Genomic DNA, 19484 nt, shown 5'->3' with positions numbered 1-19484 from the left:
CCCCTGAAGTATCAGGTATCCTAGGCATATTCCATTAGGAAAGTCCTGATGAGGCAGCCCATGCGTTCCCTGGCCGATGTCCCCCGTCCCCTGCTGTTGCTGGTGCTGATGTTAATCAGCGGTGGGGTGGTGATTCAGCCCGGTTTTTCGGAACGGGTCGCTGCCCAAACCGCCACCCCTGACCCAGCCCAGGAGCCCGTGCTGCTGGCCCAGGCGGCCACCACCGCCGAGATCGAGCGGCTCAGCACCGAGGCCGACCTGGCCTTTCGCCGCGCCACCACGCTGTTTTTTGTCATGCTGGGCACCCTGGTGCTGCTGCTGGGCCTGGGGGTGGTGATGCTCTGGCTGATGCGGCGATCGGTGATTCAAGAGGTCTCGGTAGTCGTTCGCAACCAGATCAACGACATCACCGATTTAGAAACCAAAATTCAAACCGCCACCCGCGACCTCGACTACATTTTGACCCAGGCCAAAGAGCGGGCCACCGAACTCAACAGCCGCACCGATCGCTTTCAAGAAGAAGCCGTTACCAAAAAGCAGGTGCTCAACCGGCTGGTGGATGACCTGGCCGAGTTTAAGGCCCGCACCATCAACGACTGGCAGTCAACCCTGAGCGACCTGCAGGTGAAGCTGGAGAGCACCGAGGCCAACTTTGTCGGCCACCTGACCGGGCTACGGGCCGCGGCCGACGACGAGATCACCACTCTGCGCAAAGATACCCAGCTCCAGCGCGATGTGGTGTTTCGCACCCTAGAAGAGAACCAGACCGGCTTTTTGCGCGATGTCAACCGCCTGCGCAGCGATGTGGAAGTGCACCAGGATGCGGTGCTGCAAAAAATTGGCAATGCCGAAACCAGCTTTGCCGACCAGATGGGCACCATGACCCAGGCTATGCAGGAGGAGCGCGATCGCGTCATGGTGGCCCTGGCCGATCTGCGCCAGCAGCTCACCACCCAGGCCAGCGACCAGGTTGAGCGCCAGACTGCTGCCATTGCCGAAGCCCTCGATGCCCTGCGCCAGAGCAGCCTCAGCCGCCTGCAAACCCAGACCGACGAGATTGGCCGTCAGCTGGGCGAGCTGCAGGTCAGCGCCCTGGGCGAGCGCGATCTGGCCCTGCAAACCATTCAGCGCTCCATCGATGAGTTCACCCAGCGCTTTGCCAACCTGCGCAGCGAGGTCGATGGCCAGCGCAGCCGCATTTTGGCCGACCTGCGCCGCCAGGCCGACGAGTTTTTGGCCCAGTTCGGCGGCCATAAAGTCGAGATTGAAAACCGACAGGACATGCTGCTGGGCGACCTGCGCCGGGCCGCCGACGAAGCCCTGGAACGCTTTGCCGCCACCCGCACCGAGGTCGATGCCCGCCAGCAAAACACCCTCGACGACTTTCAGCGCGCTGCCCAGGCCTTGCAGAACCAGCTGGGCCAGATGGCCACCGAGGCCGAAATTCAGCGATCGACCCTGCTGGCCGATATCGACGCCACCGCCAGCGCCTTTCGCCAGCAGGCGCGGGTGCTGCAGGAGGCCACGGGTGAGCAGCAGACCCAGATCCTCGACGGGCTGCGGGCGATGGAAGCCGCCTTTACCGAGCAGCTGAACCAGGTGCGCCAGACGATTTTTACCCGCCGCGATCGCGTCCTCGACAAAATCGACAGCTTTGATGCCCGCCTCAGCGAAGACCTGGCCAGCCTGGGCACCACCACCGCCGAGCGCGAGGCCGCCGCCCGCACCCAGCTTGACGGGCTAATGGCCGAGATGGCCGAGCGCTTTGCCCAGCTCGAAGCCGACATTGAGGCGGGTCGCGAGGTTACCCTGGGCCGACTGGGCGACCTGCAGCAGAGCTACCGAGTGCGGCTGGAGGCGATTCAGGCCGAGGCCCAGCATCAAAAAGATGAGATTATGCGCCGCCTGGGCGAAGTGTCGCCCCAGTACCTGGCCGACTCGTTTATGAGCGAGGCGCGGCAGCAGTTCGAGACAATTACCGACAAGATTGGTCGGCTGGAGACCAACCGGCCCCAGCTGTTTCTCACCGCCGATGAGTACATTGGCCGGGGCGATCGCTACCTGGCCGACGGCGACTACGCCCTGGCGGTGGCCGAGTACGACAAAGCCCTCGACATTCAGCCCGTCAACACCCAGGTGTGGCTCAACCGCGCCCAGGCCCAGCAGGCCCTAGAGCAGCTCGAGGGGGCGATCGACTCTCTTAACCACGCCCTAGAGCTAGAGCCCAAACACACCGGGGCGCTGATGCAGAAAGGCCTGGTTCTGCGCGAGCTGCGCCGCCACGAAGACGCCCTGACCGTATTCGATCAGCTCACCGAAGTTACCCCCGACGACGCCAAAGCCTGGCTCAACCGGGGTATGGTGCTGAGCCGCTTGAAGCGCCGCGAAGAGGCCATTACCGCCTTTGACCGCGCCCTCGAAATTCACCCCGAATACCACGAAGCCTGGGTCAATCGCGGCGTGTCCTACGGTATTTTGCAGCAGCACGAGGAGGCGTTTAACTCCTTTGATAAGGCGGTCGAGTACCAGGCCAACGATGCGATCGCCTGGCTCAACCGAGGCCTCTCGCTAATCGAGCTAGAGCGCTACGACGATGCCCTCGTCAGCTTTGACAAGGCCACCCGCTTTAACCCCGAGGCCCCCAAAGCCTGGGACAACCGAGGGCTGGCCCTGGTCAAGCTGGGCCGCGACGACGACGCCATCAAGAGCTTTGATAGGGCGATCGCCCTTGACCCCGACTACCCCAAAGCCCACTACAACAAAGCCCTCTGCTACGCCCTGCAGCGCCAGTTTGACAACGCTATGGAAGCGCTACAGCAGGCCGTGCGCCTCGACCCGGACTACCGCGAAGAGGCCCGCACCGAACCGGCCTTTGACGAACTGTGGAGCGATAACTGGTTCCGTGAACTCGTAGAAACGTAGATCTACAGCGCTGGTCAGTTCACGGCCATCGGCAACCGTCTTTAGCCAAAACTCGGGTGCCAAAACTCGGTTAGCGAACCGGCTGATAGCCGTCGCTGCACAGCCTTTGCTATGTCCTACCACGGGCTATACCACCGCTGTTCAGGCCTAGAGCAAACGGCGTTTGCTCCGCAGTGCTTTCAGCATCAATGAGTGAGGTGTCACAAGCCAAATTGCTTCGTGAGTGTAAAACGACAAAATATAGCGATGGCTATCGCGCTTAGGACAACGGCCTCTTCCAGTGGCAAAAGCTGGGATAGCGCCATGGCGTGTAGCCATTGCCTCAGGAGATCCAAGTTATGTCCTAACCGCTCTGGCGATGGCTACATTCATCCAAACGTTCTGCCCTCCCTAAAAAAATTCGTAATTTACGCGCGATCGCAATATTTGGCCTGTTTGAGTTCTGGCGCATGCATAAAGTCTTTACACATCGTTCTTTTCTAATAAAGATCTCTGCGGCTCTATAGCCGCTCTGAAAATTGGATGGCACGCATAGGTTAATCTTGGCTTAGTAAAATCTAGGAACTCTCTTAGATTTTGCTGAGCTTTTATGATTCCCGTTTACTGATACGTTAGCTTTGCTGATCTAGTATGGCTGCTGCCATTTTAGGTGGGTTGTTTCTTGGTGCCAATATTTCAATACGCGAACGTTTTTAGAGTTCCTGATGTCCTAGCTTCCATGACCACGAGCCATCCTTTTTCAGAAAAAGACAAAACTCTAATTTAATGGGTGTGAGCCATTGACCTGTACCGACACAGCCGCCAAGGTTTACTTACTCTTTAAAGGTTATCAAAGTTTTGTTATTTCCCCTTTTATAGCTTTAGTCTTACCTTGCTAGGTTATTACTACCATGCCTTACTCTAATCGCAGCCCGGTTTCAGAAATGGTCCCAGTATTAGACACTCGCTCAGATCACACCGATCTAATTTCCTCAGCTAATCAGCGAGGCGCGATTATTAACGCAATTAAGCAGTTGGTACCAGCAGGTTCTCCCCAGCCCCAGGATGACTTAGTGCTCAGCAAGCTAACCCTGCTAACCGATCAGCTTATTCAAGCTTACCAGGCGGCCGGCCAGCTTCAGGCCGATCCCTTTGAAGACGTGTGGAATCGCAGAGTTTACTGTCACAAAGACATTGTAGAAGCTCGGCTCAAGGACGCAACAGTTGTCGTAACAGGCGGCCGAGGATGTGTAGGAAGCCATTTGATTCAGGCCCTTGAAGGCTTTAAGGTCAAAAAGATAGTCGTTGTAGATGTTGCCGATCAGGGTTCTACACCGCATTCCGCCGCAGCCCCTTCAAAACAACAAAAAGTACACTACACAGCTGACGTTAGAGATTTTGACCAACTCGATCAGATTTTTGCTGCTGAAAAACCCGATGTGATTTTTCACCTGGCGGCGATTCGCCTGCCATACGTAGCCGAACAGCAGGTTCGAGAGGCAATTACAACCAATATTTTTGGCACACGAAATGTAATTCGTCTGTGTGAAAAATACGCTGTAAAGCAGTGCATTTTTTCTTCTACCGGCAAAGCTTCTCGCTATATTACCGGTGAGGTCTATGCCGCCACAAAGAAAGTATGCGAGTGGCTCTTTACCCAAGCAACTCAGCATGGCTCTACCACCTACGGCATGGTCAGATTTACGCACATGCTAGACAATAGTTCCGTTTGCGAGCAGTACAATCGCAAGGTAGAAAAGGGTGGAATTGTCAATATCCACGCCCCAGATAAATATATTTGTGCACAAAATGTTCATGAGGCCGTCAGTCTTTTACTGAACAGTTTGGCTATTGCTCAACCTCAGCAGTTAGAGTTTCTGGTTTGTCGCAACTTGGGCTGGCCGGTAGAAACCCTCGAAATTGCTCTGCATAAAATTCTTCAGTCTGGCAAACGGCTTCCCATTTATTTTCAAGGCTCTCCAGCGGGTTATGAAGAAGGGTTCTTTCGGGGACAGGTCGATTGGGATGACCCCACGGAAGCCAACATGCTGGTCAACGCAATTGAAAAAGCTTCTAGTCGAGTTGATAGTTCTGGAGATTTTATTGTGTCTCCGGCCATGCCGTTTTGTCCTCAAACTTTCGAAACTCGGCTAGCCGCTGTGGAGCGTCTGCTCGAAAACCCTGAAACCCCTGAGGCAAACCTCAAAACGAGCTTGGCAGAATGCGTGCTAGCCGTTGCCCGCTCTATGTATGCTAAAGCGCCGGTCGAACTCATTCTTAAGGTGCTCAACTGGGGTACCGATCCTAACTACCTGGGTTTGGATGGCATGACCCTGGATGCCCACAGATACACAATTAGGCTGATGATCGAAAGCCTTGCCGACAGACGAAGCCAATCTGTGGCCTAGACTGGGGCTTAGACTGGCAAACCAGTGCCCCAAACTGTCAGGATTGTGACTAAAATGCTGGTGCTGCGATCGGCAGAACGTTGGTAAAAATTGTGCTTTGGGTATTGGCCATTGGGGCGTTGACCCTCGCCGTCGCGGAAATTTTTCTGCGGGTCAGGTATGGCTTGGGCAACCCACCCCTCTATGTGGCCGATGCCCGCACCGGCTACCGGCTGGCCCCCCACCAGAACCTGCGGCGGCGGGGCAACCGCATTGCCGTCAACGCCTACTCCATGCGGGGGCCAGCCATTGCGCCACACCGCACCGCCGACACCCTGCGGGTGCTGATGGTGGGCGATTCGATTGTCAATGGTGGCTGGTGGACTGACCAGGCCGAGCTGCTGTCGCTCAAGCTGCAGGCCGCCCTGGAACCGATCAAACCCGCCGAGTTTCAGCAGGTGGAGGTACTCAACGCCTCGGCCAACTCCTGGGGGCCGCGCAACGAACTGGGCTACGTGCTGCGGTTTGGCACCTTTGAGTCCCAGGTGGTGCTGTTGGTGCTCAACACTGACGATCTGTTTGCGATCGCCCCCCWSRKCKWKSASSKSSKNNGCAACYCMSMGYWSSSSRYMYRYYKSCSGCCGTTAGCTCTGTGGGAGGCCCTGGGCCGCCGCCGCAAATATACCCCCAGCGCTGAGTTGCAGGCCCTGCACGACCAGGGGGGCGATCGCGTCGGCGTCAACCTAGAGGCTATTCGCCAGCTAAAGCAGGTGGTCGAGGCCGCCGGGGGGCGGCTGGCGATCGCCATGACCCCCCTGCGCCGCGAGCTGCAAGACGACGGCCCCCGCGACTACGAACGCGTTGCCCGCCAGCGCCTCACTGCCTTTGCCCTGGCCGAGGGCGTGCCCTACCTCGATTTTTTGCCTCGGTTTCAGCAGACCCGCTACGAACCGCTGTACTTTGACCATATTCACCTCAGCGCCGAGGGCAACCGCTGGGTGGGGCAGGCCCTGGCCGAACTGGTGGCCGCGGCCTGCCATCACCGCTCCCCTGATGCTGCTTCACCGCTACCCCCCGACCCCCTGAGTGACCTCTGGTAGCAGCCGCTGCTGCCCACTGGCCCTGTGCCGACTTGATTGAGTCGATCACATTGCGCCATAACACAACATTTTTTAATATTGTGTTACATTGTGCCTGGCCACATCTGGCTGAGCCTGTGTTAATCGCAAAGGAGAACTACCGATGCATCCCCAACCCCCCTTGACTCTGGAACGGCGGAAGGTCGATATCCTCCAACTGTTCTTTTTCCTGCTGGGTGCTCCCCACATTTCAGGCGCGCTGCGATCTGCCGAACGGCGACGCCAGCACAAAACACCCGTTATGCAATACGTTTCAGTAGCGCTGCTGGCTATGGCGATCGCCAGCGCCGCCGAAATGTTTTTGCTATAAACCCGTTGGGGGCAGTTGGTCTGTCCTGCCCCCATCCCCCCAACCACTCATCTACCCGACCATTCACCCTTCCCGCTGCAGCTCACTGTAGGCCGCATACACCCCCTGCACCGTGTACCAGTTTAAGAACACTCGCGCCAGCTCCAGGGCCAGCTGGGATTTACCCTGGTCGATCAGCCAGCGCAGCAGGGGGGCCATGGTTTTCTCATTGAGCCTGCCGCCAGCGGTGAGCACGCCCCACAAAATGCGGTGCAGCCAGGTCATTTGAATCATCATCTTGACTTCGCGGGTGGGGTGCTTTTGGTAAAATAGTGCCCCCATGCGGCCCCGCTGAATTTCTTGATCAATCATTTTAGGAATTTGATCGAGGGCAAAGGGGGCGTGGTAGTGGTAGCCCAGGGCCTCAGGCACCTTGACCATGGAAACACCCAGGTTCTTAAGCCGCACTCCCAGCTCCAAATCTTCCCAGCCGTAGAGGCGAAAATCGGGGTCAAACAGGCCGGCGGTGAGCAGCCAGTGGCGGGCGATCGCCACGTTGGCCGTATCGAAAAAGGCGTTTGAAAAATCGGTGACCTTGGCCGGTTCGGTGGTGGGCTGCTCGAAGTTGCAGGTGTTGACCAGGCGACCGGCGCTAAAGGCGCGATCGTCCCCCAGCCGCTGGTAGGCATTGCTCAGGGCCTGGGCGTGGGCCTGCAGCGCCCCCGGTACCAAAATTACGTCGCTGTCGATGAAGGCAATGGTGTCGCCCCGAGCCACCTCAACCCCGTAGTTGCGAGCCGCCCCCGCACCGCCGTGGTTGCGCTCAAACAGCCGCACATGGGGAAACTCGGCGGCGTTTTGCCGCAGCCAATCTTGGGTGCCGTCGATGGAGCCGTCGTCCACCACCACCAGTTCATAGTCGGTAATCAGCGCCGGGTCGTAGACCTGCTGCTCCAGGGCACGGAGGCATTTTTCTAGGACGGGTTGGCGGTTATAGGTGGGGGTAACAACGCTGATAAACACGGTGGGCCTTCCAGAGAGCGTTATTATCCTAGCGCCTTCCCTTCGCCCTACGTCACGGCGCTGGGCCGGGAAACTGCACCGCCCCTAAAAATCCGTGGCATAATTCAGTATGTATGAACTTTAGTTCAAGCGTATTTTTGCGGGTAACAGGTTGCAACCTGTCGTTCGCAACTTACGGGTTTAGGCAGGGCGCACGGCAAAGGCACATGGTGAGCGATCGCGATCAGGGGAAAAATCGGTTAAACCGTCGCCTGGGAGTCTTAGCCCTGGTGCTACTGGGCGGCCTTTGGGGCTGCTCCGGCCCTAGCGCCAATCCCGGCCCCCGCAACGTTACGCTGTCTCAGAAGTGGGCGCTGCAGCCGGGCGATCGCCTGGCCGGGTACCAGGTGCAGAGCGGCCTGGGCGATATCACCCTCGACATCCAGGGCAAGCGTGTGTTTATGCCCTTCGACGGTCAGGTGCAGCCCGACGAAGGCAAGGGCGATCTCTGCGTAATCTTGTCGAGCCCCGATGTGCCCGCCTACCTGTTTCGCGTCTGCGGGCTGCGCCAGGCCAAGCTAGGCGACCTCGTCCAGGGCGAACCCATCGGCAGCGGCGATAGCGTTTCCTTTGCCACCCTGCGTCGTCAGGCCGATGGCACCTGGGCCATGGTCGAACCCGCCAAAGAGATGATCGAGCAGTTTTTAGATCGCCCCTAGGGGCTGTCACCAATTAGCCGTCAATGGTTCAACCATCAGGGGTTACAGCCCCTAGCCTATTTTTGGGTCAGTCGTGGCAATGCTGACGGCATCAGAACTTCGGCTGAAATTGACGACTCGCCCCAGGACGGGAGTGTCGATCGTTTTGTAGAATAGCCGTCTCGGCCGTCTGGGGCTAGCCTCAGACAGCCCTAAATCCTCCGTTGGCTACGAATCGGGTGCGGTGGGGGCGAGGTCTTCACCCTCATTGGCCGGTGCGCCGGAGGGGGTTTCGATGTCGAGCAGCCCCGGCACTGGGTTGTCGTCGGGGGCGTCTTCGCCCAGATCGCGCAAAATAGGGACTGCGGGCTCCGGTTCTTCTAAAAATATTGCCGACAGCACCGCCTGTAGGGTGGGGGCCATGGCAATCCGGTTGCGGTAGACCATAATTACCCGGGTCAGGGTGGGCAGCTGGTTTTGCTCGGCCACCAGGTACAGCGGCTCGACGTAGAGCAGCGACTGCTCGATCGGTATTACCAGCAGGTTACCCTGCTGCGCTCGCGACCCCTGGGTATCCCACAATGAGATGCGCTGAGAAATTTCGGGGTCCTGGTTGATGCGGGCCTCGATCTGCTCGGGGCCGAAGACCAGCTCTTGTTTGGGGAAGCGGTAGAGCAACCTGAGCCCGTAGCGATCGCCGTCTGATCTAGCCGCCAGCCAGGCAATCAGGTTGTTGCGCTGGGCCGGGGTAAACAGCCGCAGCAGCACAAATTCCTCGGTGTCCTCCTGGGGCAGCTTCATAATCAGGTAGTAGGGTTCTACCCGCTGAGTCTCGCTGGCGTAGATCTCGCTGGGGGCGCGCCACTGGTCCTCCCGGTTGTAGAACACCTGGGGGTCGGTCATGTGGTACGTCATCAGCGAATCGGCCTGCACCGAGAACAAGTCCTGCGGGTAGCGAATGTGGGCGCGCAGGTTGTCGGGCATAGCTTCCAGCGACTCAAACATGTTGGGCAGCAGGCGAGTCCAGGTTTGAATAATGGGGTCGTTGGGCTCGGAGACAAAAAAGCTCACCGACCCGTTAAAGGCATCGACTACAACTTTGACCGAGTTGCGAATGTAGTTGAAATCGTTGTCGCCAGGGTCGGAGTAGGGGTAGCGGCCGCTGACGGTATAGGCGTCGATAATCCAGTAGAGGTAGTTCTCGCCGCTCTGGGCATTAAAGTTTTCGGCAATGAAGTTGGGGTCGCGATCGCGAAACGTGTCGAAGTCAACGGTGGCGGGGGCACGGCTGCCGTGGACAGGGCCGGTGCCCCACCCGCTAGAGGCATCGTCAATATCGACCGTGACCAGGTAGGGGTCGGTGTCAAAGCGCAAAAAGGGCGCGATCGCCCGCACGCGATCGGCAATGTTGCGACGGTACAGCAGCCGCGTATTGTCGGTAAAGTCTTCGGTAAACAGCATGCGCCAGTCAAACAGGTGGCGGGCAAACAGCAGTCGCCGCCAGAGGTTGCCCAAACGAATGCCGCCCCGGCCCAGGTAGGTGGTGTAGATATTCTCGTTGCCGCTGGGGTAATCGAGCTCCAGCACCTGGGTGTTGGTCATGATGTAGGTATCGGTTAGCTCGCCAAAATACAGGCGCGGGTCGCCAACCGGAATGCTCTGGCGCACCTCCTCACTGCTAGGAATATTGTCGATGCCGCGCACAAAGTAGGTGGGCAACCCGTCGGGGCCAGCGGTATTCACCGGGCTCATGGTGAAACCAAAACCGTGGGTGTAGACCAAATGCTCGTTAACCCAGGTTTTTGCGATCTCGGGCACCCGCTCATAGTTCAGCTCCCGGGCCGAGATCATTACCTGGCGGCGCTCCGATCGCCGCTGCTGGTTCAGAATGTTGTAGCGGTCAAAATCGGCATCTTTAAATTCGTAGTACAGCCGAATCTGCTGGAGCTGGCGATTGCTATCGAGCAGGGGCCGCGAGTCCCACAGGCGAATATTTTCTAGGGTGAGATCGTTTTCTTCTAAGTCTGCAGCTGTCAAATCACCGCTAGGGTCGAAGGGCTCTGACTCGATCGCCTCTAGATCAAAGGCCGAGCGGGTAAGAGCAATGGAGTTAGTAATGTAGGGCCGCTCTCGCTGTAGCTCGTTGGGCTGCACCACCAGCCGCTGCACCACCATGGGAGCCAGCACCAGACCCAGCACCGTTAGCACCAGGTAGCCGCAGATGCCCTTGACCAGCAGGCTGGTGCGCCCAAACCCCGTCCACCAGCCCAGGGTTGAGCCCTGCACGCGCGCCCGTGCCCCTTCCCGCATGGGGTTAACATAGCCCCGTGCCCCCATCCGCCCCCGCAGCAAAAAGACCAGGCCCAAAATCAGGGTGACAATGGCCAGCATCCAGTTGGCGGGCAGCAGCACGTGAATATGGGTGTAGCCCGCTCCGTACACTACCCCTTCGCGGGAGAAAAGCACCTCGTAGCGGCCCAGCCAGTGACTAAAGCTGGTGGCCAAAAACAGCAGCCCGGCTAGGGTGTACAGGTGCTGCTGCTGCTGCTGCGAAAAGCCATAAAACCGCCCCTGGCTAAGGGTGTTGTGGGCTAGAAGATAGACCAGATACACGCTAACCAGGGTAAAAAACAGGGTGCCTACCACCCAAAACTCCAGCAGGTGCAGCACCGGCAGGCGAAAGATATAGAAGGAAATATCTCGGTTGAAGATGGGCTCAACCTGGTTGTAGGGCACTGGTTTGAGGGCCAGCAGCACCGAGGGCCACTGCTTAGCCAAAATTAGTCCGTAGCCCAGGCTCATCAACACCGCCGCCAGTCGCCCCAGCTGTCGGGGATAGATCAGAAACGCCACCGTGCTGATAACCATGGCAATGACCAGCCAGGGTTGGGTAATAAAAATTTGGCCAATGACGTTGAACAGCTGCAGCTTGGGCCATAGAGGCAGCGGCGTACTGGAGTCATAAAGGGTAGCCGTCTGCTGCCAAAAGCCCCCGGCAATTTGACCTTGGTAAATGAGCTGCACCCCGACTAAAAAGCTCAGGGTAGTCCCCACCAGCAGCAGACCACTCAGCCCCAGACTGCGAGCCCGAGAGACGCGATCGCTCGGTGCTTCTAGGGGCTTGGCCCAATCGGCCAGGGTGAGATTTCTCCAGGTAAATAGCAGGGTAGAAAAGATGGGGATCAGGCCGAGCACCAGCTGCGACCCGAGCCGCACCCAAAACAACTCCAGGTAGTTGACCTCAGCAAACCAGAGGCGCTCGGCCTCAAGGTTAACGATCGCATCTAAAAAGAGCAGAGCCAGCAAAGCTAGCCCAATGCTCAACCACCCCCACCGGGGCAGACCCCACCGAGACAAACTCTTTGCGATCGCCTTACTTACCATGAGCCCTACGGCTAGACAGCTACCCCAGCAATGCCTAGATTGTAGCGCCGCTGCGCCAAGCCACTAAAATCGGCTGTTTAGTCTGTTTTGCTGGCCTGTGGCGTCAGCGCTGGTAACTTGGGGCGGTGAAGCGATCGCGCTTAGTCCTCAATAGCCTCAATGCCAAGTTGCTTAAGTCGCTCAAGGTTGTCCTGCATAGCTTTGAGTACTTCGGGCGGGTGCCCCTGCCAATCTGTAACCTCGCCCACGACCCGCAGCGGATCGCGAGAGCGGTATGATTTCGTCGGGTTGCCCGGATACTTTTTGTCGGTCAAATTGGGGTCATCTGCGATCGGGCCAGTCGGCTCTACAAGGTAGATTCTGCCGGGTCCCTCGCCAAGGGCCAGCTCAGCCCCCCAGATGGCTGCATCCAAGGTGGCGGTCAAATAGACGTAGGCGGCCGTCTTTCTTCTGCCGTAGTTAGAGCTATGGCCGGTCCCAATCAGGTCTCCCGGTTTCAGGTCGGCCTTGGTGCCATGGTAAAACTGCGGCGAACTCAGGTCGTCGATCGCTGCCATCGGTTTTCCCCCATAGGTTTAGTGGCTCGGCTGCACAGGGGCGATAACCTTTCGCTGGCCCATGGCATAGCTTGTGTCAGGTAGGCGGCGGTTCTTAGACAATCCTTAAACAATTAAGATCAAAAAGAGCAAGCTGGCATTGTCACAGCACTCCCGCTAATTTTATTGAGAATGCGGGTTATCAGGGAACACTCTGCCTCCATTGCACTTCAAACGAATCTAGTGTCTTAACTCATATCGGTCAACAGAGGCGCGAGATGCGTATCATTCGCTATGGTTCGTGGCTTGTAGTTGGCGTACTACTCGCTGTTGTAATTAGCGTCACAGTAAAACTGGTGGCGGCATCGCCTGCGGTTCTTGAAGGCGGAATTGCCTACGCACAACTGGGCGTTCCTCCAGCAGAAACCCTTACTTTGCCAGGACGTGCATTTACCTGCGTCCTAAGCGATAAGCTCGATCAATGCACAGCCACAGTGGAAGGGCAACCTTTAAACATTTCCATGCAATACCCCACCAGTGAGCGGGTTAGCTTTGCATCCGGTGTGACGTGCCAGGCGACCTACGGCGGTAATCCGTTCGAATGTGGCGCATCCTACGACTATGGACCTGGGGCACTGCCCATTGCTGGATTCTCATCTACTTTGGGGTTGAGCGCTACACAGATGGCAGCTATTCGGCGTACCTATCCCTTTGATCAAGTAGGAGAATCGGGTTGGTTTGGGTTAACCCAAAAAGTAGCGATCGCCTCGGCAATTCTGAGTTGTCTCGTAGCCTGGTTCAATAGCCAACGCAGAATAAACGAGGTAACCGGGTTAAACGCAGGCGTGGCCACAACCAGTTTAAGCTATGGCATATTTTTGGTGCTGCTACCGAGTTTTTCTGGTTGGTTGGGATGGTTTGACGGCCCCCCGTTGCCAACAGTCTTAACCATTGGTGCTGGGGCTGGAGCTGCTGTTCTTTTGGGTAAGTTGACCGCTTGGAAAACCTACGAGCGAGCCAACCGAACCATCGCCAGTTTAGCCAGTGGTGTAGGCACGAGCCTAATGCTATTGGGACTCAGTGTAATGCTCAGATTTTGGCTACTAACTAGCATTACCCCTTTGATCCTAATGGTGCTTGCGTTAGGAATTGGAGTAATCGGGGCAACCCTGGTCTGGTGGCAACCTCTGCTGATAGGGCGAGCTGTAGCCAGTGTTAATCTAGGACTTTTAGTCTACTGCTCTATCTCTTATTCGTTTCTATTGCTGATGCTGGGAGTAGGCCTAGCAGACTAACAGACCTAATTCAGAAACTCCACGAACACATCGGTTAAATCTCGATGCGTTGATTTGCCAATGCGATTGTCATGGAGACTTATTGCGGGCAGTGCGCAACAAAATTGTTATGCCATTTCGCCTAATGCCCTACTTTTTGAACGCTCCAACCCATGCCTCATCATGACTGGAACAATAATTTTATGTACTGGCCTAACCGGAGCAAAATAAACCCGACCCAGCCAGTTGTTGAACTTGACCACAGTTGAAACAATCACCCAGCATTTTTTCTCCCCACGTTCCAGTTGGATCGAGACTCGGTAATCTAGGTGCTTATCATCTTCGCCGAGCATAATCTCGTCGTTCTGCCTACGGCCGAGTATCTCGAATGCGCCAACGGCTGTTCCCGGTTGAAGTTCTTCCTGACTACTGGATGGAGCTGCATCAATCGATGTCTTTAGACCAAAGGGGCGAACAATGACATTGCGAAATTCCAACAGCTGCGCGATCGCTCGCGGCATTGTCAAGAAAATTGCTCGTGTCACTGAATCGATGTTTTGAAGTTGATCATCTGGAAGCTGACATCTAAACGCATCAGCAAAATCGAGGCGTGGCAACGATCGCATTGCCAGGCTGGCACTCGGAACCTCAATCTCTTGGACAACGATTCTTTCCATTGGTTCACCTCGTCAACCGGAAAAATTGCCTCAACCATACTCCTCAGATTACCGCTTCAACCACGAATTTAAAGCAAGGTCCCTAAACCCGAGAACGTGCGGCCCATGCTGTTGCGCCTGGTGCTGGCGGGCTTGGGAGAGACGTAGGGCGATCGCCCCCTCAACAGCTCTTATTTTGAAAATCGCACTGGTAGATAAAGGGCTCCTGCCAGTGCAGCGGAATTTCGAGCAGATCGCGCGTGCCGGTAATGCCCTGGCTGATAAACAGCAGCACCGCAACGGTGTTGAGAGCCGCGTGGGTCAGCCGCCAGCGCTTTGACTTATAGATTTCGGGCAGGGTGGCCAGGGCAAAAATCATCAGCATCGCGGCCGCCATACCCAGGTAAAAGTGGGAAACCTGCCACTCGTAGCCGCGCCGAAACACCCCCGGCTGCATGCCCAACAGCCACAGGCCCATGCCGGTTAGGGTGGCGAAGATGGCTCGCCAGTGGCGGGCACTAGAGCGATACAGCAGCACCAGCGCCGCCAGGGTAAGCAGGTACATGGCCACCACAAAGATCACCCGAAACGGGTCTGAAGCCCAGGCATTTTCGCGGGCGATGGTCTTAAAAATTGGATGAGCTAGCCCCAGCAGCACCAGCCCCACCACCGCCCCAGCCAACCACTGCCCCACCCGCACGTGCTCTTTGCCCACAATCGGGGCAATGTTGGTTTTGGCTTTGTTAACTACCGCCAGTCGGCGCTGGCGAGTTTGTACGGCAAAGTAAACGGCTACACCGATCAGCGGCATCACCACCGTAACGGCCAAAAACGGGTGCAGCAGTCTCAGCAAGTCGGGGGCGTCTAGCATAGAGGTTCCTTAGGGCAAGCGCTTAGGGCAATTTTTTCCTTACTTTAAGCCACCAGCCCAAACCTGCGCCGTCATCCGCTTAACAGTCGTAGCGTTCAGCAGTGTTAGCCGGGTGGCTGTTGCTGGCTCTACAGTAGCGATCGCCCTAGGTCCAAAGATTAAAGCGAGATAAGTGTTGCTCCAGCGCCTTGGGCAGCTGCTTGCCAATGTCGCCCTTGGTCTTAAAGGTGAGCCGATTTTGGGCGGGTAGGTCAAAGGGGTACTGCCCAACAATGTCAGGGCGCTCCATCTGGGCCAGCAAAATTTGCTCGGCGGGCTTGGCCTGAAGGGCGTAGCCCATCTCTACGCACACGTTGGGGCTGGGCACCAGTAAACTCGTGTTGCCCTCTACCGAGGTAATTGGGGTGCCGTCGGCCACAAACAATAGCGATTTGCGAATTTTGCGGGTCAGGGCACTGTTTAGCCGCGCCGGGCCGTCGCTGAGGCGATTTGACACTTCCAGCGTAAGGGCAACGCGCGATCGCTTATTCAGGCTTTCGATCGCGTCGGTCAGCGCCTGGTGCAGCACCTCCGCCGACTGGCTGTACTCCTGCTGATAGCAGAAGTAGATAATAGGCTCCAGGTGGGCCATTACCTCTAGCTTGGTGAAGTAGATCTCGTGGCTGGTCAAGTCGATATTGGCGATCGCATAGCCGCCGCTGCCCTCAACGTAAAACTCCACGGTTTCGCCATCCAGGTAGCGCTGAAACCAGGCCGACTGCTTCACATCGGCACTGTCGTCTAAAAAGTCAGCCCGCAGCGCCGACTTCAGCAGGCTATTTTTGCTTAGCCGCAGGTCTTGGGGACGCTTTTCCAGATCCCGTACCGGCTCGTAGGCTTCGAGATACCAGGCTTTGAGGGCAATAATGGCCATAACGAGTCATCCTCTGGGGCTGTGGGCTAGCTTTTGTGGGCCAGGCTTTAACAAACGGGCGCGAGTCCAAAATTATCGCTTGATTCTAAGGCCAGATGGGAATTCGGATAAAAACAAAATCGAAAGAAATAATGCATCCTCACCGCAGAGCGGTCGCAGGCTTCCCTGGCTTTTATCAGGAACAGTTTACGTTCAGCGTACTAGCACCGAGCACAGCTTTATAGTTCAATTGTACTAAATTTTTCAGCAACAGAGGACTTGGTTTAGGCTGTTTGGGTCTACCCCTGTGCTTTGCCTGCAAGGATACCTACCATGATCGATCTGTACTACTGGACAACTCCCAACGGCCACAAGATCACCATTTTTCTCGAAGAGGCCGATGTAGACTACACCATCAAGCCCATTCACATCGGCAAGGGCGAGCAGTTTGCCCCTGATTTTTTGCAGATTGCCCCCAACAACCGCATCCCCGCCATTGTCGATCACGAGCCCGCCGATGGCGGTGAACCCCTGAGCCTGTTTGAGTCGGGGGCAATTTTGCAGTACCTGGGCGAGAAAACGGGGCAGTTTTTGCCCACAGGGTTGCGCGATCGCGCCAACGTGATGCAGTGGCTATTCTGGCAGATGGGCGGCCTGGGGCCAATGCTGGGTCAAAACCACCACTTCGGCAGCTACGCCCCCGAAAAAATTCCCTACGCCATCAACCGCTACGTCAAAGAGACCGAGCGGCTCTACGGCGTGCTCAACACCCAGCTTGAAGGCCGCGAGTTCATTGCCGGTGACTACTCGATCGCCGACATGGCCTGCTACCCCTGGATTGTGCCCTACCAGACTCAGCAGCAGAATTTAGACGACTTCCCCAACCTCAAGCGCTGGTTCGAGACTATCCAAGCCCGCCCGGCCGTGCAGCGAGCCTACGAAATGGCCCAAACCATCAGCTCCGAATCGATCATGACCGAGGAGGCGAAAAAGATTTTGTTTGGCCAAGGCAGACGGTAGAGAATAAGGGGGCACTTCCTTCGACTCCGCTCAGGAAACGCCCCCTTACCCTCAGATCCTTTCGACTGCCTTAGACCAGCACTCCATTCAAGAAAATGTCGGTCAAGCACTCCGCCAGGTCTTTCATCGACTGGGGTGAGGCGGCTTCATCGCCGAGGGTGTCTTGGCTAAACCCGGCGACGGTGAACATACCCAAAAACACCCGCGCTACCATGCGAGCGTTCATGGGGCGATAGACGCCGCGATCCATCGCAGTTTGAAAAAAGGCTTCGGCTACGTCGATCATCTTGCCGATCACTTCGGTCTGAATTTGCTCGCGCAGCTCGGGGTGAAACTGCGCCTCCATAAAGCACACCCGCATCAGGGCCGAATTTTTTTGCAGATTGAGCATGCGCCGCTGCATCACCTGACCAATCGCTTTGTAGCTGGCCATTTCGCTCAGCTCGGTCAGCAGATCGGTGAGAATTTCAACCCAACCCTGGCTGGCGACCGCGACCAAAATGGCTTTCTTATTCTCAAAGTGGCGAAATAGGGTGCCTTCGGCTACCCCCGCCACCTGCGCCAGTTCGCGAGTGGTGGTGGCTCCGTACCCCCGCTTGGCAAACAGCTTCAGCGCCGCCTGCAGAATCTTAGTTTCGGTATCGACTTCGGCGGCGGCTTTAAAGAAAGGCACCATGATCATAGCCCTCTAAAAGGTGAGCGCAAGCAAGCGCTTGAGGCCATTGTGACGCCATAATCTTGAGGCTCAGGGCGAGGTTTACATAACCTCATAAAACCTGAGATAACTACTCCTAATTCCGAATATTGGTAGGAGCCGTGGGTGGACGGGGCAAACGGCGTTTGCCCCTGCAAGACGACCTGTTTTTGAACTAGGGTTGAGCTTCGGATCTGACCCCAAGGGTTTGGCAGCAATAGCCCCTTATTCAGCCTGGGCAGCCGAGTCTGCTGTCACCAGAGTTTGCTTCACAATCTCATCGCTAATTTTTCGCTGCAGGTCAGTGTCGTCGGCCGACTGCTCCAGAATGCTGTTGAAGGTGTCGATCGCCAGGCCATCGGCTTCAATCGCTTTTTCCATCTCGGCTTCGGTGCTTTGGCGAATGGCAATAATACGGTCTACGGCCGCCTTAAACTGCTTGTCTTCCTTTTTCGAGATTTTGGCCCTTTCGGCGACCTTGGCCATGTCGTCGGGGCTTTCGGCAGCGCCAGTCAGCTGGGTTTCTGCGATCGCATTGAACCGCTCAATACTCAGCCCTTCGTCCTCCACCGCCTTGGCCATCTCCTGCTCGGCCCGCAGGCGCAGGAGCTGCACTTTTTGATAAACCCTGGCAAAGGTAGGAATCTCGCTATCGCTGATCGCGGCTGGGGTGACGTCAACCACCTCAACGCTGGCCGACTGGGCCAGCAGCGGAGCAACAGGGTTAGCCCAGGCCGTTCCTGGCATTAGCCACGCCAGCATTACTAGTAGGGCAGCAGCACAATATTTCACCATACGGGTCTCCTGATTACGCGAAACGTCAGCCTGGAAAGTCTTCCCTAGCCTAGCCTTTTGTTAACACATCGGCATGGTGGCGCAGGTGGTCGGCCATAAAAGAGGATATAAAAAAGTAGCTGTGATCGTACCCAGGCTGCATCCGTAGAATTAGGGGCTGCCCAGCCTCTTTACAAGCCGCCTCAAAGACCTCGGGCAGCAGCTGATTCTGGTTTAGAAAAGTGTCAGCGGTGCCCTGGTCGATCAAAATAGTGCGGTTTTTCTGAGCGTGCTCCTTGACCAATTCGCTCGCATCGTAGGCCCTCCAGCTATTGGAATCTGCACCTAGATAGCCTGAAAATGCCTTCTGGCCCCAGGGGCACTGGGAGGGGGCAGCGATTGGGGCAAAGGCCGAAATCGACTTAAACAGCTCAGGGTTGCGCAGCCCGCACACCAGCGCTCCATGCCCGCCCATGGAGTGGCCAAAAATGCCCATGCGATCGCGCCGCACCGCAAACTCCGCTGCAATCAGCTCCGGTAGTTCGCTCACTACATAGCTGTACATGTTGTAGTGAGCGCTCCAGGGTGCAACGGTCGCATCCACATAGAACCCGGCCCCGGTGCCAAAGTCCCAGGCATCGGCCTCATCAGGAATGCCCTCACCGCGCGGGCTGGTGTCGGGGGCTACCAGCATCAGCCCGTGCTCGGCGGCGTAGCGCTGCGCCCCGGCCTTACTGGTGAAATTGTCTTCGGTGCAGGTCAGCCCCGACAGGTAAAACAGCACCGGCACCGGGCCAGCCTGAGCCTGGGGCGGCACAAACACCGCGAAGCGCATGTCGCAGTTGCAGGTGCTCGAAGGGTGGCTGTAGTAGCCGACGGTGCCGCCGAAGCAGGCGTGTTGGTTGAGGGGGGTGAGGGGCATGGGTGGGGGGTGGATGGGTGGATGGGTGGGGGGGTGGATGGGTGG

15 protein-coding genes and 1 pseudogene are annotated in these 19484 nt (G+C 57.0%); 7 read left to right on the top strand and 9 right to left on the bottom strand.

Translation table 11 applies throughout. The features are described 5' to 3' along the window. Window positions 1-48: 48 nt before the first annotated feature. The 4 genes and pseudogenes from IQ265_RS22100 to IQ265_RS22085 all read left to right on the top strand — a co-directional run bounded on the left by IQ265_RS22100 (window position 49) and on the right by IQ265_RS22085 (window position 6737). Window positions 49-2922 carry a tetratricopeptide repeat protein gene (locus tag IQ265_RS22100; protein ID WP_194057606.1) on the top strand — a complete coding sequence of 958 codons (2874 nt, stop codon included), beginning with the start codon at window positions 49-51 and terminating at the stop codon, window positions 2920-2922. Window positions 2923-3812: 890 nt separating this feature from the next. Continuing rightward, window positions 3813-5309, top strand: coding sequence for a polysaccharide biosynthesis protein (locus IQ265_RS22095; protein WP_194057604.1), 1497 nt, complete (start codon window positions 3813-3815; stop codon window positions 5307-5309). 272 nt (window positions 5310-5581) lie between these two features. Continuing rightward, a pseudogene (locus tag IQ265_RS22090) lies at window positions 5582-6388 on the top strand (SGNH/GDSL hydrolase family protein). 142 nt (window positions 6389-6530) lie between these two features. Beyond that, complete coding sequence (locus tag IQ265_RS22085; RefSeq protein WP_194057602.1) at window positions 6531-6737, top strand: hypothetical protein; 207 nt, start codon at window positions 6531-6533, stop codon at window positions 6735-6737. A gap of 63 nt (window positions 6738-6800) precedes the next feature. Here IQ265_RS22085 and IQ265_RS22080 read toward each other — a convergent pair whose 3' ends face one another. Further along, window positions 6801-7739 carry a glycosyltransferase gene (locus IQ265_RS22080; RefSeq protein WP_194057600.1) on the bottom strand — a complete coding sequence of 313 codons (939 nt, stop codon included), beginning with the start codon at window positions 7737-7739 and terminating at the stop codon, window positions 6801-6803. Between the two features lie 209 nt (window positions 7740-7948). On the opposite strand from IQ265_RS22080, the gene IQ265_RS22075 reads away from it, so the two are divergent. After that, window positions 7949-8437 carry a hypothetical protein gene (locus IQ265_RS22075; protein ID WP_194057598.1) on the top strand — a complete coding sequence of 163 codons (489 nt, stop codon included), beginning with the start codon at window positions 7949-7951 and terminating at the stop codon, window positions 8435-8437. A gap of 207 nt (window positions 8438-8644) precedes the next feature. Here IQ265_RS22075 and IQ265_RS22070 read toward each other — a convergent pair whose 3' ends face one another. Together IQ265_RS22070 and arr are read right to left on the bottom strand one after the other, a co-directional pair. Continuing rightward, complete coding sequence (locus tag IQ265_RS22070; RefSeq protein WP_255523804.1) at window positions 8645-11722, bottom strand: UPF0182 family protein; 3078 nt, start codon at window positions 11720-11722, stop codon at window positions 8645-8647. A gap of 218 nt (window positions 11723-11940) precedes the next feature. Further along, on the bottom strand, window positions 11941-12357 hold the full coding sequence (gene arr, locus IQ265_RS22065) for an NAD(+)--rifampin ADP-ribosyltransferase (RefSeq protein ID WP_194057595.1): 417 nt from the start codon (window positions 12355-12357) through the stop codon (window positions 11941-11943). Window positions 12358-12614: 257 nt separating this feature from the next. On the opposite strand from arr, the gene IQ265_RS22060 reads away from it, so the two are divergent. Further along, window positions 12615-13631, top strand: coding sequence for a hypothetical protein (locus tag IQ265_RS22060; RefSeq protein WP_194057593.1), 1017 nt, complete (start codon window positions 12615-12617; stop codon window positions 13629-13631). A gap of 107 nt (window positions 13632-13738) precedes the next feature. Here the strand turns inward: IQ265_RS22060 and IQ265_RS22055 are convergent, their stop codons facing one another. The 3 genes from IQ265_RS22055 to IQ265_RS22045 form a co-directional block, all read right to left on the bottom strand. Continuing rightward, complete coding sequence (locus tag IQ265_RS22055) at window positions 13739-14287, bottom strand: DUF2867 domain-containing protein (protein ID WP_194057591.1); 549 nt, start codon at window positions 14285-14287, stop codon at window positions 13739-13741. Window positions 14288-14447: 160 nt separating this feature from the next. Continuing rightward, window positions 14448-15137, bottom strand: coding sequence for a DUF4079 domain-containing protein (locus tag IQ265_RS22050; protein WP_194057589.1), 690 nt, complete (start codon window positions 15135-15137; stop codon window positions 14448-14450). A 145-nt stretch (window positions 15138-15282) separates the two neighbouring features. Continuing rightward, window positions 15283-16050 (bottom strand): hypothetical protein, encoded by a 768-nt coding sequence (locus tag IQ265_RS22045; protein ID WP_194057586.1) that lies wholly within the window; start codon window positions 16048-16050, stop codon window positions 15283-15285. Between the two features lie 312 nt (window positions 16051-16362). Between IQ265_RS22045 and IQ265_RS22040 the strand changes: the two genes are divergently transcribed. Then, window positions 16363-17049, top strand: coding sequence for a glutathione binding-like protein (locus IQ265_RS22040; protein WP_194057584.1), 687 nt, complete (start codon window positions 16363-16365; stop codon window positions 17047-17049). 70 nt (window positions 17050-17119) lie between these two features. Here IQ265_RS22040 and IQ265_RS22035 read toward each other — a convergent pair whose 3' ends face one another. The 3 genes from IQ265_RS22035 to fghA all read right to left on the bottom strand — a co-directional run bounded on the left by IQ265_RS22035 (window position 17120) and on the right by fghA (window position 19439). After that, window positions 17120-17725: a TetR/AcrR family transcriptional regulator gene (locus tag IQ265_RS22035; protein ID WP_106872490.1), complete on the bottom strand. Its 606-nt coding sequence runs from the start codon at window positions 17723-17725 to the stop codon at window positions 17120-17122. A 243-nt stretch (window positions 17726-17968) separates the two neighbouring features. Beyond that, a complete protein-coding gene (locus IQ265_RS22030; RefSeq protein WP_194057582.1) occupies window positions 17969-18538 on the bottom strand; it encodes a DUF4168 domain-containing protein in 570 nt (189 codons plus the stop codon). 49 nt (window positions 18539-18587) lie between these two features. Further along, window positions 18588-19439, bottom strand: coding sequence for an S-formylglutathione hydrolase (gene fghA, locus IQ265_RS22025; RefSeq protein WP_194057580.1), 852 nt, complete (start codon window positions 19437-19439; stop codon window positions 18588-18590). Window positions 19440-19484 lie beyond the last annotated feature (45 nt).

The sequence above is a fragment of the Nodosilinea sp. LEGE 06152 genome (genome assembly GCF_015207525.1).
In the GTDB taxonomy this organism is placed as follows: domain Bacteria; phylum Cyanobacteriota; class Cyanobacteriia; order Phormidesmidales; family Phormidesmidaceae; genus Nodosilinea.
This window is presented reverse-complemented; position numbering and strand designations above follow the sequence as displayed.